Annotated in this window: 12 protein-coding genes; 8 read left to right on the top strand and 4 right to left on the bottom strand. The window is 71.8% G+C overall.

The genetic code is table 11. The features are described from left to right. Positions 1-78 precede the first annotated feature (78 nt). Genes yidC through rpmH form a run of 4 tightly spaced genes read right to left on the bottom strand, consistent with a single transcriptional unit; the run spans position 79 to position 1,844 of the window. Positions 79-1,080: a membrane protein insertase YidC gene (yidC, locus tag AC4OR8_RS03125; RefSeq protein WP_492164109.1), complete on the bottom strand. Its 1,002-nt coding sequence runs from the start codon at positions 1,078-1,080 to the stop codon at positions 79-81. 3 nt (positions 1,081-1,083) lie between these two features. Then, positions 1,084-1,353 carry a membrane protein insertion efficiency factor YidD gene (yidD, locus tag AC4OR8_RS03120; protein WP_492164108.1) on the bottom strand — a complete coding sequence of 90 codons (270 nt, stop codon included), beginning with the start codon at positions 1,351-1,353 and terminating at the stop codon, positions 1,084-1,086. Then, positions 1,350-1,682, bottom strand: coding sequence for a ribonuclease P protein component (rnpA, locus tag AC4OR8_RS03115; RefSeq protein WP_492164107.1), 333 nt, complete (start codon positions 1,680-1,682; stop codon positions 1,350-1,352). Before rnpA ends, yidD begins: the two co-directional genes overlap by 4 nt. A 24-nt stretch (positions 1,683-1,706) precedes the next feature. Beyond that, positions 1,707-1,844 carry a 50S ribosomal protein L34 gene (gene rpmH / locus AC4OR8_RS03110; RefSeq protein ID WP_091199530.1) on the bottom strand — a complete coding sequence of 46 codons (138 nt, stop codon included), beginning with the start codon at positions 1,842-1,844 and terminating at the stop codon, positions 1,707-1,709. 538 nt (positions 1,845-2,382) lie between these two features. Here rpmH and dnaA point away from each other — a divergent pair. The 8 genes from dnaA to AC4OR8_RS03070 all read left to right on the top strand — a co-directional run bounded on the left by dnaA (position 2,383) and on the right by AC4OR8_RS03070 (position 14,328). Next, entirely contained in the window at positions 2,383-3,828 is a 1,446-nt protein-coding gene (gene dnaA, locus AC4OR8_RS03105; RefSeq protein ID WP_492164106.1) for a chromosomal replication initiator protein DnaA, read from the top strand. Positions 3,829-4,481: 653 nt separating this feature from the next. After that, complete coding sequence (gene dnaN / locus AC4OR8_RS03100) at positions 4,482-5,621, top strand: DNA polymerase III subunit beta (protein ID WP_492164105.1); 1,140 nt, start codon at positions 4,482-4,484, stop codon at positions 5,619-5,621. Positions 5,622-5,676: 55 nt separating this feature from the next. Continuing rightward, positions 5,677-6,621 carry a phosphogluconate dehydrogenase (NAD(+)-dependent, decarboxylating) gene (gnd, locus tag AC4OR8_RS03095; RefSeq protein WP_492164104.1) on the top strand — a complete coding sequence of 315 codons (945 nt, stop codon included), beginning with the start codon at positions 5,677-5,679 and terminating at the stop codon, positions 6,619-6,621. A 6-nt stretch (positions 6,622-6,627) separates the two neighbouring features. Then, positions 6,628-7,869, top strand: coding sequence for a DNA replication/repair protein RecF (gene recF, locus AC4OR8_RS03090; protein ID WP_492164103.1), 1,242 nt, complete (start codon positions 6,628-6,630; stop codon positions 7,867-7,869). Then, on the top strand, positions 7,862-8,455 hold the full coding sequence (locus tag AC4OR8_RS03085) for a DciA family protein (protein ID WP_492164102.1): 594 nt from the start codon (positions 7,862-7,864) through the stop codon (positions 8,453-8,455). The genes recF and AC4OR8_RS03085 overlap by 8 nt, the downstream gene beginning before the upstream one ends. A 239-nt stretch (positions 8,456-8,694) precedes the next feature. Further along, the gene (gene gyrB, locus AC4OR8_RS03080; protein ID WP_492164101.1) at positions 8,695-10,797 is read left to right on the top strand and encodes a DNA topoisomerase (ATP-hydrolyzing) subunit B; all 2,103 of its coding nucleotides are present in this window, start codon (positions 8,695-8,697) and stop codon (positions 10,795-10,797) included. A 133-nt stretch (positions 10,798-10,930) separates the two neighbouring features. Then, complete coding sequence (gene gyrA / locus AC4OR8_RS03075; protein WP_492164100.1) at positions 10,931-13,696, top strand: DNA gyrase subunit A; 2,766 nt, start codon at positions 10,931-10,933, stop codon at positions 13,694-13,696. Continuing rightward, a complete protein-coding gene (locus AC4OR8_RS03070; RefSeq protein ID WP_492164099.1) occupies positions 13,696-14,328 on the top strand; it encodes a DUF3566 domain-containing protein in 633 nt (210 codons plus the stop codon). Before gyrA ends, AC4OR8_RS03070 begins: the two co-directional genes overlap by 1 nt. The last annotated feature ends 2 nt before the right edge of the window (positions 14,329-14,330 follow it).

Genomic DNA, 14,330 nt, shown 5'->3' with positions numbered 1-14,330 from the left:
CGGGCACCGACGCCTCGACCGGCTCCTGGCCCTGGTCGTCAGTCGGGTCGTCGCCCACGTCCTCGCCCACGTCCTGGCTCACTTCCTGCCTCCCTTGCCCGGGCCGGCCTGCTTCGAGGCACCCGACTTGCGCTGCTGCTTGGTCTGCTTCTTGGGCTGCTGACGCACCACCGGGCGGGGCGGCTCGACCTCGGGCACCGGCTCGACGGCGGGAGCGGTGCCGGACTTCTCGGCCTTCGCCTTGTCGCGCTCGGCCTTGGCCGCGAACGCCGGCGTCCCCGGGGCGGGGTTGTTGCGGATGACGTAGAACTGCTGGCCCATCGTCCACAGGTTGGAGGTCGTCCAGTAGAGGAGGACGCCGATGGGGAACGCCACGCCACCGAGGCCGAAGGCCACGGGGAGCACGTAGAGCAGGAGCTTCTGCTGCTGGGCGTAGGGGCCCGACATCGCGTCGGCCGGCATGTTCTTGCTCATCAGCTGGCGCTGGGTGATGAAGGTGGTGGCGGTCATCGCCAGCACCAGGAACAGCGCCAGCAGCATCACGCTGAGGTCGCCGCCACCGGAGCGCCACACGCCGGCGCCCCAGAAGCTGTCGGCCAGCGGGATGCGGCCGAACAGCTTCGACTCACCGAAGTCCTCGGCCAGGGTCTGGGTCAGGAAGCCGCGCCCGGTCCCGTCCTTGGCGGCCTCGTTGAGGAGGTGGAACAGGGTGAAGAAGATCGGCATCTGGAGCAGGATCGGCAAGCACGAGGCGAACGGGTTGGTGCCCGTGTCCTTGTACAGCTTCATCGTCTCCTGGGCGAGACGCTCCCGGTCGTGGCCGTACTTCTTCTGCAGCTCCTTCACCTTGGGCTGGATGAGCTGCATGTTGCGGCTGGACTTGATCTGCTTGACGAACAGCGGGATCAGGGCCGCCCGGATGACCAGCGTCAGGCCGATGATCGACAGCGCCCAGGCCGAGCCCCCCTCGGGGTCGAGGCCCGCCGCGGTGAAGAGCTTGTGCCACCCGATCAGCACGCCGGAGATGGCGTAGTAGAGCGGGGTCGCGATGAAGCCGAAGAAATCGCCTATGGCGCCCACCGGTCAGGCTCCTTGCTGGGGTGTGGAGGTGGCACCCGCCGAGCGGCGGGTCGAACGGTCTGAGGGCGGAACCGGGTCGTAGCCGCCGGCCGCCCAGGGGTGGCAGCGGCCGATGCGGCGCACGGCGAGCCAGCTGCCGCGCACGCTGCCGTGCTCGGTGACCGCCTCGAGGGCGTACGCGGAGCACGACGGGTGGTAGCGGCACACCTGGCCGTAGAGCGGGCTGATGACCGCGCGGTACACGCGCAGCAGACCGATCAGCAGGTATTTCACGACGTCACCTTGTGCAGGCAACGGTCGAGGTCGGTGCGGAGTTCCGCGCTCGACGCCGAGGCGGAGGCCGGCAGCGCCCGCACGACGAGGACAGCGGAGCCCGGGAGCGTCGAGACGTGCTCCCGGGCGAGGTGGCGCAACCGGCGCTTGACCCGGTTGCGGACGACGGCGTTGCCCACGGCCTTGCTCACGACGAAGCCGACCTGGGCCGCAGCGGGCCCCTCGCGCCGGGCGAGGTGGACGACGAGCGTCCGCCCTCCGGCGCGCCGACCCCGGCCGGCGAGGCGGAACGAGTCCGCGTCGCGCAGCCGGTGGTCAGGGGGCAGCACTGCTGCGACCGGGCGCCGTCGGTCTCAGACGGCCAGTTCCTTGCGGCCCTTGCGGCGGCGCGAGGAGAGGATCGACCGGCCGGCGCGGGTGCGCATGCGCAGGCGGAACCCGTGCACCTTGTGGCGACGACGGTTGTTCGGCTGGTAGGTACGCTTGCTCACGAGCTTCTCTTTCGGTTCGGGGAAGGGTCCGGCACGGCGTGAGCCGTACCGCCACGTCCCGCGGGCGGGAGCCGGGGGTGTCGGCCGGCACCGCCCACCCGCGTGCCCCGAGGGCCACGTGGACATGCGGCACCCGTCGACGCCGGGTGACCGGCAAACGGTACGCGTTGCGATTCGACAGGGTCAAACCCTCGGTCGAGGCCAGCCTACCCACACCCCCCAGCCTGTGGATGACGTCTTGCCGCGGCCTCCGACCGGGCGTTACGTTCGACGAATCCGCCGGCTCCCCACGTCGTCGCGGTCCCCGGGCCTGCCCGGCCCGGTCACCACCCGCTCCGCGCCCGCAGACGCCTGTGACCTGCGGAAACGTGGTCCGCAGCGCGGTCCGGCCCTGGCCGTCCGCGGTCCGGGAGGTGGCGCCGACCGTGGATGCACAACCTGTGGACAAAGGTGTGGACGACCGATCCGCACCTCTGGTCCCACACACCACGACCGCCCCCGGCCACCAGCCCCGCACAGCGACAGGAAGCGGCACCCCATGGACGACACGGACCCCGACCTCGCACCCGCCTGGCGCGCCGTGGTCGCCGACCTGCAGCCCAACCAGCGCGCGTGGCTGACCGCCAGCGAGCCGGTCACCCTCCACGGCAACACCGCGATCGTCGCGGTGCCCAACGACTTCACCCGCAGCCAGCTCGAGGGCCGCCTGCGCGGGCAGCTCGAGGACGCGCTGACGGTCTCCTTCGGCCGGGAGATCCGCATCGCGGTCACGGTCAACCCCCAGCTCGAGGAGGCCGTCGACACCGAGCCGACCCCGATCCCGGTCGTGGAGACCCCGCCGCCGCGCCGCGACGACCTGGCGGCACACCGCGGTGACATGTCGGTGGCCGCCGACGCCGGCCACGCCTCCAGCACGTCGGGTGCCTCCGGCGAGCGCACGTCGCTGGAGACCCGGCTCAACCCCAAGTACACCTTCGAGACCTTCGTCATCGGCTCGTCCAACCGGTTCCCCCACGCCGCCGCCGTGGCGGTGGCCGAGGCGCCCGGCAAGGCGTACAACCCGCTGCTGGTCTACGGCGACTCCGGGCTGGGCAAGACCCACCTGCTCCACGCCATCGGTCACTACGTGCGCTCGCTCTACACCGGCGCCAAGGTGCGCTACGTGTCGAGCGAGGAGTTCACCAACGAGTTCATCAACGCGATCCGCGACGACCGGCAGGACCGGTTCAAGCGGCGCTACCGCGACGTCGACGTGCTGCTGATCGACGACATCCAGTTCCTGGAGGGGAAGACCCAGACGCAGGAGGAGTTCTTCCACACCTTCAACACGCTGCACAACGCCAACAAGCAGATCGTGCTGACCTCCGACCGCGCCCCCAAGCGGCTCGAGGCGCTCGAGGACCGGTTGCGCAACCGCTTCGAGTGGGGGCTGATCACCGACGTCCAGCCGCCCGACCTGGAGACCCGCATCGCCATCCTGCGCAAGAAGGCGGCGATGGACCGGCTCACCGCCCCGCCCGACGTGCTGGAGTTCATCGCCTCGAAGATCCAGACCAACATCCGCGAGCTCGAGGGTGCGCTGATCCGGGTGACGGCGTTCGCCAACCTCAACCGCCAGGAGGTCGACATGACCCTTGCCGAGATCGTGCTGAAGGACCTGATCCCCGAGGGCGGCGAGCCCGAGATCACCGCGGCGCTGATCATCGCCCAGACCGCGGCGTACTTCGGGCTGTCGATCGAGGAGCTGACCGGCCCCAGCCGCGGGCGCCACCTGGTGATGGCCCGCCAGATCGCGATGTACCTGTGCCGCGAGCTCACCGCGCTGTCGCTGCCCAAGATCGGTGCGCAGTTCGGCAACCGCGACCACACGACGGTGATGTACGCCGACCGCAAGATCAACCAGCTGCTCGCCGAGCGCCGTGCGGTGTTCAACCAGGTCAGCGAGCTCACCAACCGCGTGAAGCTCCAGGCCCGCCAGTCCTGACCGGCCAGTCCTGACCTGCCAGTCCTGACTCGCCGGTCTCGACCGGTCCTCCGCCCGACAGCCTCCCGTGACCCAGCCGGTCCGGGAGGCTGTGGTGCGTCCGGCGCCGCGGCAGCGGGCCCGCGCCGGCCTCCGGAGCACCCGAACTACACGCGTGTGAGATGGGGAGCGCCCTGTGCGACCCGCCGCGCCGCCCCGGGAGAGCCTGTGGAGGAGCGGTGCACGACCACCGGGCCGGCCCGCGCCGTGCACACGGCCCGCTGTGGTTCCACCTCGCCGTGCACACCCCCTGTGCACCGACGCCACGCGGCCTGACCTGCACCGATGAGCCCTCTCCACAGATTCCACCGTTGCTACGACTCCTGCGTACCTCTCCATGGATCGATCATCGGCCAACCTGATCCCGGACCTCTGCCTGTGGACAACTCGCTCGCTCCAGGCACCGGAGCAGGTGCCAGGACGGCCTTGCACGTGCCCGGTTGGACGGACCCGAGCGACAGCCGCAGGACACTGCGCCACCGCCGTCGGTCGTGGCACCCGGCGACCCCGCCCGGTGAACGGCCCGCGTCGAGCTCCCGACCGGCCTGCCGCCACCGTCGGCGACGTGGCACTATCTGTCGTCCAAGGCCCCGCCCGCTCCCGGAGGACCCACCGTGAAGTTCCGCGTCGAACGCGACGTGCTCGCCGATGCCGTCGCCTGGGCTGCCCGCAGCCTGCCGGTCCGTCCGAGCGTCCCCGTCCTGGCCGGTCTGCTCGTGGAGGCCGGTGACGAGGGCCTGGTCCTGTCGACGTTCGACTACGAGACCTCCGCCCGAGCCACCCTCAAGGCCGACGTCACCGGTGAGGGACGCGCGCTGGTCAGCGGCCGGCTGCTCGCCGACATCTGCCGCAGCCTGCCGGCCAAGCCGGTCGAGATGGTGCTCGACGGGTCTCGGGTCTCGCTCACCTGCGGCTCGGCGCGGTTCAGCCTGCAGACGATGCCGGTCGACGACTACCCGACGCTGCCCGACATGCCGGCCGCGACCGGCACGGTGCAGAGCGACGTGTTCGCGCACTCGGTGGCCCAGGCGGTCACCGCCGCCGGACGCGACGACATGCTCCCGGTGCTGACCGGCGTCCGCATCGAGATCGACGGCGCCAGCATCTCCCTGCTGGCCACCGACCGGTTCCGCCTCTCGCAGCGCGAGCTCGGCTGGGACCCCCGCACCCCCGACGAGACCGTGGCCGCGCTGGTGCCGGCCAAGGTGCTCGGTGACACCGCCAAGTCGCTGACCGCCGGCAGCGAGGTCACCATCGCGCTGGCCGCCACCGGCAGCGGCGAGGGCATCATCGGCTTCGAGGGCGCAGCGCCCGGGGGAGTGCGACGCACCACCACGCGTCTCCTCGACGGCGAGTTCCCCAAGGTGCGCAGCCTCTTCCCGCAGGAGCACCTCACCGTCGCCAAGGTCGACAAGGCCGCGCTGATCGAGTCGGTCAAGCGCGTCGCCCTGGTCGCCGAGCGCAACACCGCGGTGCAGCTGGCCTTCAGCGACGGCGTCCTCACCCTCGACGCCGGCTCCGGCGACGAGGCCCAGGCCTCGGAGTCGATCGAGGCCGAGATCGACGGCGACGACATCACCACCGGCTTCAACCCCCAGTTCCTGCTCGACGGCCTCGGCGCCATCGACGAGCCCGTGGTCGAGCTGGCCTTCACCCAGGCCGCCAAGCCCGTGGTGATCAGCGGGTCGGCCGGCGAGTCCGGCACCGACACCGGGTTCCGCTACCTGCTGATGCCGCGCCGCCTGCTCTCCTGACCCACCCCCACGCCGGCCCTCGGGGGTCCGGTTCCCCGCGCACCGGAGGTACGCCATGCACATCGGACTCGTCGGACTCGGCAAGATGGGCGGCAACATGCGCACGCGGCTTCGCGAGGCCGGGCACACCGTCGTCGGCTACGACCGCAACCCCGACCTGGCCGACGTCGAGAGCCTCGAGGCGATGGTGGCGCAGCTGCCCTCGCCGAAGGTGGTCTGGGTGATGGTGCCGGCCGGTGACCCGACCCGTGAGACCGTCACCGCCCTCGGCGGGCTGCTCGGCGAGGGCGACCTCGTCGTCGACGGCGGCAACTCGAAGTGGACCGACGACCAGGAGAACGCCGCGGCGCTGGCCGAGCGCGGCGTCGGCTTCGTCGACTGCGGCGTCTCCGGCGGCGTGTGGGGCCTGAAGAACGGCTACGCGCTGATGTGCGGCGGGAGCAACGAGGACGTCGCCAAGGTGCAGCCGGCCTTCGACGCCCTGAAGCCGGCGGAGGGCGGGTTCGTGCACGCCGGGCGCAAGCCGGGCGCGGGCCACTTCGCCAAGATGGTCCACAACGGCATCGAGTACGCGATGATGCAGAGCTACGCCGAGGGCTGGGAGCTGCTCGAGAAGGTCGACCTGGTCGAGGACGTGCCCGCGGTCTTCGACTCGTGGCGCTCCGGCACCGTGATCCGCTCGTGGCTGCTCGACCTGCTCGTCTCCGCGATCGAGGACGACACCCACCTCGACGCCCTGCGCGGGTACGCCGACGACAGCGGCGAGGGCCGCTGGACGGTGCAGGCCGCCATCGACAACGCCGTGCCGATGCACGTGATCGCGGCGTCGCTGTTCGCCCGGTTCACCTCGCGCCAGGACGACAGCCCGGCGATGAAGGCGATCGCGGCGATGCGCAACCAGTTCGGCGGCCACGCCGTGCACACCGACGCCCCGCTCGGCGGCGACGCCAACCCCGACGACACCGACGCGGGCCCGGGCGCGGGCGCGGACGCCGGCTAGGCCCGGTTGTACGTCTCCCACCTGACGCTGCACGACTTCCGCTCCTACGCCACGGCCGACGTCGCGCTCGAGCCGGGCGTCACGGCGTTCATCGGCCGCAACGGCCAGGGCAAGACCAACCTGGTCGAGGCGGTCGACTACCTCTCCCGCCTGGCCTCCCACCGGGTGGCCTCCGACGCCCCGCTGGTGCGCGCCGGCGCCGAGCAGGCGGTGGTGCGCGCCGCCGTGGTGCGCGACGGGCGCACGGCGGTGCTCGAGGTGGAGATCAACCCCGGGCGCAGCAACCGCGCCCGGATCAACCGCTCGCCGCTGCCCCGGGCGCGCGAGCTGGTCGGGCTGGTGCGCACCGTGGTGTTCTCGCCCGAGGACCTCACCCTGGTCAAGGGCGACCCGTCCGACCGGCGCAAGTTCCTCGACGACCTGCTGACGCTGCGGGCCCCGCGGCTGGCGGGGGTGCGTGCCGACTACGACCGGGTGCTGCGCCAGCGCAACTCGCTGCTGAAGACCGCAGGCGCAGCGCGGCGCGGCAGCAGCGCGCAGGAGGGGGCCCTGGCCACCCTCGGCGCCTGGGACGCCCACCTCGCCGCGAGCGGCTCGCAGCTCCTGGCCGAGCGGCTCGACCTCGTCGACGAGCTGCGGCCGTACGTCGGCGCCGCCTACGCCACGGTGGCGCGCGGCGCGACCCGCTCCGACGCCGCGGTGGAGTACCGCCCGTCGTTCGACCTCGGCGGCGCCCGCACCCCCGAGGACCTGTCTGCGGCGCTCCTCGCCGAGGTGGAGCGGCGCCGGGGCGACGAGCTCGACCGCGGGGTGTCGCTGGTGGGCCCGCACCGCGACGAGCTGCTGCTGACGTTGGGCCACGGCGTGCCCGACGACGACGCCCCCGACGGCTCCGGCACCCCCGGCTCGCCCGACGGCGGCGACGACCCGGACGCGGAGGCGCCGGTCGCGACCGGGCCCCGGCTGCCGGTGAAGGGCTACGCCTCCCACGGGGAGTCGTGGTCGTTCGCGCTGGCGCTGCGGCTGGCCTCCTACGACCTGTTGCGCTCCGACGGCGACGACCCGATCCTGATCCTGGACGACGTCTTCGCCGAGCTCGACACCGAGCGACGCGCCCAGCTGGCCGAGCTGGTGGCCGGCGCCGAGCAGGTGCTGGTGACCGCCGCGGTCGGGGCCGACGTCCCCGCGGCGCTGGCCGGCGCCCGGTTCCTGGTGGGTGGGGGAGAGGTGCGGGCGGCCGATGACTGAGCCCCGCGACGACGAGACCCCCACCGACACCCCTGACGAGGCGCCCGCCCCGCCCCCGGCGGGGACCGACGCGGCGCCGGCGGAGGACGCCGTCCACCACGCCGACGGCCTCGAGCTCGCCCGGGCCATCGCCCGCGCCACGGCCGGCACGACCCCGGCCGCGCGGCGCCGTCGTCCGCGTCGTGACCGGCCGGTGGCCGGACGGGTGAGCGGGGCCCACCCCGACGACCGCGACCCGCAGCTGCTCGACGCCACGTTGGCCCGGCTGGTGGGCGACCACGGCTGGGAGCTCGACCTGCGGGTGCACGGCGTCCTGGGCCGCTGGCCCGAGCTGGTCGGCGCCGAGATCTCGGCGCACTGCGAGCCGGAGTCGTTCGCCGACGGCCGGTTGGTGGTGCGCACCACGTCGACGGCCTGGGCCACCCAGCTGAAGCTGCTCGCGCCGACGGTGGTGCGCCGGCTCAACGAGGAGCTGGGCCACGGCACGGTCACCGTGATCGAGGTGCTGGGCCCGCACGGGCCGTCGTGGAAGAAGGGCCCGCGCTCGGTGCGCGACGGCCGCGGTCCGCGCGACACCTACGGCTGACCCCGGCCGGCGTGCCAGACGTTCCGGTGGGGTCGTCCACGTACGGGACCCTGTCGGCCCCCCTGGACGGCGCTCCCAGCCGCCTCTGACAGCTCCTGAGGGGCCTGCGCGCACAACCGTCGTCCCCCGCCCGGGGCGGGTGGCGTGGCAGGAGGCCCTCAGCGGGCTACCATGGACCGTGGGTCGCCCCGTGCGACCCGTGCCATGTCACGCTCCGTCGCGGAGCCAGGTCAGAAGAGGTGGACGTGTCCGAGGACAACCAGGACCAGATCCCGGAGACGACCGCCCCCCAGCCGCCCAACGGCGTCGAGTACGACGCGTCGGCGATCCAGGTGCTCGAGGGCCTCGAGGCCGTGCGGAAGCGTCCGGGCATGTACATCGGCTCCACCGGTGAGCGCGGGCTGCACCACCTGATCTGGGAGATCGTGGACAACGCGGTCGACGAGTCGCTCGCGGGCTACTGCGACCGCATCGTGGTGAGCCTCGCCGACGACGGCTCCGTGCGCGTCGAGGACAACGGACGCGGCATCCCCACCGACACCGCCCCGGGCCAGGAGATGGCGGCGCTGACCATGGCGCTGACCATGCTCCACGCCGGCGGCAAGTTCGGCGGCGGCGGCTACAAGGTCTCCGGCGGCCTGCACGGCGTCGGCGTCTCGGTCGTCAACGCGCTGTCCACCCACCTCGTCGCCGAGGTGCGCAACCGCGGCCACCTGTGGCGCCAGAGCTTCACCATCGGCGTGCCCGACGGCCCGCTGGAGCAGGTGCGCGAGATGGAGCCGGGGGAGCGCACCGGCACCACGATCACCTACTGGGCCTCACCCGAGATCTTCGAGACCACGCAGTACTCCCTGGAGACCATCAGCAGCCGCATCCGCGAGATGGCCTTCCTCAACAAGGGCCTCGAGATCGTGGTGCGCGACGAGCGCAGCAGCGCCGAGGGCGTGGCCGACGCCGTCGACGACATCACCGCCGACGAGACCATGGACTCCGCGGGCCACGACGCGATCAAGAAGGCGGAGTCCGGCGGGCTCGAGCAGGTCTTCAAGTACGAGCGCGGCCTCGTCGACTACGTCGACCACCTCAACCGACGCAAGCAGGTGGCCAACCCCACGGTCATCTCCTTCGAGGCCGAGACCCCCGGGGTGGTGGACAACCACATGAGCCTCGAGGTCGCGATGCAGTGGAACACCACCTTCACCGAGTCGGTCCACACCTTCGCCAACACCATCAACACCCACGAGGGCGGCACCCACGAGGAGGGCTTCCGCGCGGCGCTGACCAGCCTGGTCAACACGTGGGGCTTCGAGTGGGGCCTGATGAAGAAGCCCGAGGACCGCGTGTCGGGCGACGACATCCGCGAGGGCCTCACCGCGATCATCTCGATCAAGATGGGCGAGCCGCAGTTCGAGGGCCAGACCAAGACCAAGCTGGGCAACACCGAGGCCAAGGGCTTCGTGCAGCGCATCATGAACGACCAGCTCGGCGCCTGGTTCGAGCAGAACCCCGCCGAGGGCAAGGACATCGTCCGCAAGTCGCAGGCGGCGGCCTCGGCCCGCATCGCCGCCCGCAAGGCGCGCGACCTGGCCCGCTCCCGCAAGGGCTTCGGCAGCGGCGGCGGCCTGCCCGGCAAGCTGTCGGACTGCCAGTCCACCAACCCCGCCGAGTGCGAGGTCTTCATCGTCGAGGGCGACTCCGCCGGCGGGTCGGCCCGCCAGGGCCGCGACCCCCGCATCCAGGCGATCCTCCCGATCCGCGGCAAGATCCTCAACGTCGAGAAGGCGCGCATCGACCGCGTGCTCGGCAACACCGAGGTGCAGTCGATCATCTCTGCCCTGGGCACCGGCATCCAGGAGGAGTACGACGAGGCCAAGCTGCGCTACCACAAGGTCGTGCTGATGGCCGACGCCGACGTCGACGGCCACCACATCAACACCCTGCTGCTCACGCTGCTGTTCCGCTTCATGCGCCCGCTGATCGAGGGCGGCTACGTCTACATGGCCCAGCCGCCGCTCTACCGGCTGCGGTGGAACAAGCCGGCCGAGCACGAGTTCGTCTACTCCGACTCCGAGCGCGACGCGCTGCTGCGCGACGGCCAGGCCGCGGGCAAGAAGCTGCCCAAGGAGAACCCGGTGCAGCGCTACAAGGGCCTCGGCGAGATGAACGCCAAGGAGCTGTGGGAGACCACGATGGACCCCGACCAGCGCCTGATGCTGCAGGTCACCCTCGACGACGCCGCCCACGCCGACGAAATCTTCTCGATCCTGATGGGCGAGGACGTCGAGCAGCGCCGCTCGTTCATCCAGCGCAACGCGAAAGACGTCCGGTTCCTCGACATCTGATCAGCGCGGCGACGGCCGCGCACTGGCGGCGTTGTCGTCGCTTGACGGCCCGCTTCGCTCGAAGGCCGCCTTCGCTCCTCCGCCTCGCCAGCACACGGCCCTCCCCACGCTGATTCCCGGAAGGTAAGACCCCATGACTGAGACGCCCACCGACGGGACCACCCCTCCCGGCGGCCGCATCGAGCCCGTCGAGCTGCAGACCTCGATGCAGCGGGCCTACATCGACTACGCGATGGCGGTCATCGTGGGCCGGGCGCTGCCCGACGTGCGCGACGGGCTGAAGCCGGTGCACCGCCGGGTGCTCTACGCGATGTTCGACGGCGGCTACCGCCCCGACCGCGGGTTCTCCAAGTGCAGCCGCGTCGTCGGCGACGTGATGGGTCAGTACCACCCCCACGGCGACTCCGCGATCTACGACACCCTGGTGCGCCTGGCGCAGCCGTGGGTGATGCGCGCGCCGCTGATCAACGGCCAGGGCAACTTCGGCTCGCCGGGCAACGACTCGGCGGCCGCGATGCGGTACACCGAGTGCCGGATGGCCCCGCTCGCGCTCGAGATGGTGCGCGACATCGACCAGGACACCGTCGACTTTCAGCCCAACTACGACGGCCGCTCGCAGGAGCCCGTCGTCCTGCCCTCGCGGTTCCCCAACCTGCTGGTCAACGGCTCGGCCGGCATCGCGGTCGGCATGGCCACCAACATCCCGCCGCACAACCTGCGCGAGGTCGCCGACGGCGCCCGCTGGGCCCTGGAGCACCCCGACGCCTCCCGTGAGGAGCTGCAGGACGCGCTGATCGAGCGGATCAAGGGTCCTGACTTCCCCAACGGCGCGCTGATCACCGGACGCCAGGGCATCGAGCAGGCCTACCGCACCGGTCGCGGCTCGATCACCCAGCGCGCGGTCATCGACGTCGACGAGGACGCCCGCGGCCGCACCAACCTGGTGATCACCGAGCTGCCGTACATGGTGAACCCCGACAACCTGGCCGAGAAGATCGCCGACCTGGCGCTCAGCGGCAAGGTGCAGGGCATCGCCGACGTCCGCGACGACACCTCCGACCGCACCGGCCAGCGCCTCGTGGTCGTGCTGAAGCGCGACGCGGTCGCCCGGGTCGTGCTGAACAACCTGCTCAAGCACACCGAGCTGCAGACCAACTTCAGCGCCAACATGCTGGCACTGGTCGACGGCGTGCCCCGCACGCTGTCGATCGACCAGTTCATCAGCAACTGGGTCGCCCACCAGGTCGAGGTCATCCAGCGGCGCACCCGCTACCGCCTCGCCGCCGCCGAGCGCGAGGCCCACGTCTACCGCGGCCTGGTCAAGGCGCTCGACGCGCTCGACGAGGTGATCGCGCTGATCCGGCGCTCGCCCGAGGTCGACGACGCCCGCCAGGGCCTGATCGAGCTGCTCGGCATCGACGACGTGCAGGCCGACGCGATCCTCAACATGCAGCTGCGCCGCCTCGCGGCGCTGGAGCGACAGAAGATCATGGACCGCCTCGCCGAGATCGAGGTCGTCATCGCCGACCTCGAGGACATCCTGGCCAACGAGGCGCGGCAGCGGCAGATCATCGCCGACGAGCTCGCCGAGATCGTCGACAAGTACGGCGACGACCGCCGCACGCAGATCATCGCCGCCGACGGCGACCTCTCGATGGAGGACCTGATCCCCGACGAGGAGCTCGTCGTCTCCATCACCCGCGGCGGTTACGCCAAGCGCACCCTGCGCCACCAGTACCGCACCCAGAAGCGCGGCGGGAAGGGCGTGCGCGGGGCCACCCTGCGCGGCGACGACGTGGTGGAGCACTTCATCGCGACGTCCAACCACCACTGGCTGCTGTTCTTCACCACCGCCGGCCGCGTCTACCGCACCAAGGCGTACAACCTGCCCGAGGCCTCCCGCGACGCGAAGGGCGGCCACGTCGCCGGGCTGCTGTCGTTCCAGCCCGACGAGTCGATCGCGCAGGTGCTGGCGATCCGCGACTACGAGCAGGCTCCCTACCTGGTGCTGGCCACCCGCAGCGGCCTGGTGAAGAAGACCCGGCTCGCCGACTACAACAGCCCGCGTCAGGCCGGCGTCATCGCGATCAACTTCCGCGAGGACGACGACGAGCTGATCGGCGCCGAGCTGGTCAGCTCCGACGACGACATCCTGCTGGTCTCCCGCAAGGGCCAGGCGATCCGGTTCCGCGCCGACGACGCCCAGCTGCGGCCGATGGGGCGCGCGACGTCCGGCGTCTCCGGCATGAAGTTCCGCGCCGGCGACGCGCTGCTGTCGATGTCGGTCATCCGCGCCTCCCAGGTGGCCGCCGAGGTGGCCGCCGGCCTCTCGGAGCGCAACGAGGACACCCCCGACGTCGACCCGGCCTCCCACGACCTGGTCTCCCCCGTGGAGGAGGGCGACGAGGTGAAGCCGCAGTACGTCTTCACGATCACCGATGGCGGCTTCGCCAAGCGCACCCGCATCTCGGAGTACCGCCTGCAGTCGCGCGGCGGTCTCGGCATCAAGGCGATGGCCCTGGCCAACGAGGACCGCGGCGTGCTGGTGGGCGGGTTCATCGTCGAGGACGGCGACGAGGTCATGGCGATCACGCAGAACGGCCAGGTCGTCCGCAGCCCCGTCAACGAGCAGTTCCGGCCCACCGGTCGCTCCACGATGGGCGTGAAGTTCGTCGGCCCCAAGGCCGGGGACGCCGTGGCCGTGGTGGCCCGCTCGGTCGAGGCGAAGGTCGAGGAGCTCGTGGAGGAGGCCGTCGCCGGCTCCGCGGATGCGGACCCGGATGCAACAATCGACGGCGTGGGTACGTCTCCCGAGGTGCTCGCTGACCACGACGCGGCCTCCGCCGACACCGACACCGACTCCGCCGCACCCGCTGGCGACGGAGAGGGCGAGGACTGATGACCGACCGACCCACCGAGCCGGGCGCCACCCGCACCGATGCCCAGCACGCCGCGCCGCAGGGCGCTGGCCCGGACGCGACCCGGGAGGTGACCCGGGGTTCGACGGAGTCGACGAGCCGCAGCAGCGACGACACCGCGACCCGACCGGCCATCACCGAGCGGGTGCAGGCGGCGTTCGCCTCGCGGTCGACCCGCTCGACCGGTCCGTCGTCCGCCCCGGCGGCCGCGTCGTCCTCGGCGACGGTGCCGGGCGGGCGCGGCCCGCGCCGGGCCCGGCTGCGGCTGACCCGCATCGACCCGTGGTCGGTGATGAAGACGTCGTTCCTGCTCGCGATCGCCTTCGCAGTGGTCACCGTCGTGTCGGTGCTGATGGTCTGGTCGGTGCTCGGCGCCGCCGGCGTCTGGGACTCCATCAACCAGACGGTGCGCGACATGATCGGCGGCCAGGACGCCGGCGACTTCGACGTGGAGGAGTACGTCGGCACGTCGCGGGTCATCGGCTTCACCATGCTGGTGGCGGCCGTCGACGTCGTGCTGATCACCGCGATCGCCACGCTCGGCGCGTTCCTCTACAACATGGCGGCCGCCCTGCTCGGCGGCATCGAGGTCACGCTGTCCGAGGACAGCTGACC

This window comes from Nocardioides sp. FY1077, assembly GCF_058681775.1.
The sequence above is the reverse complement of the archived record's forward strand: the minus strand, read 5'-3'. Positions and strand labels throughout refer to the sequence as shown.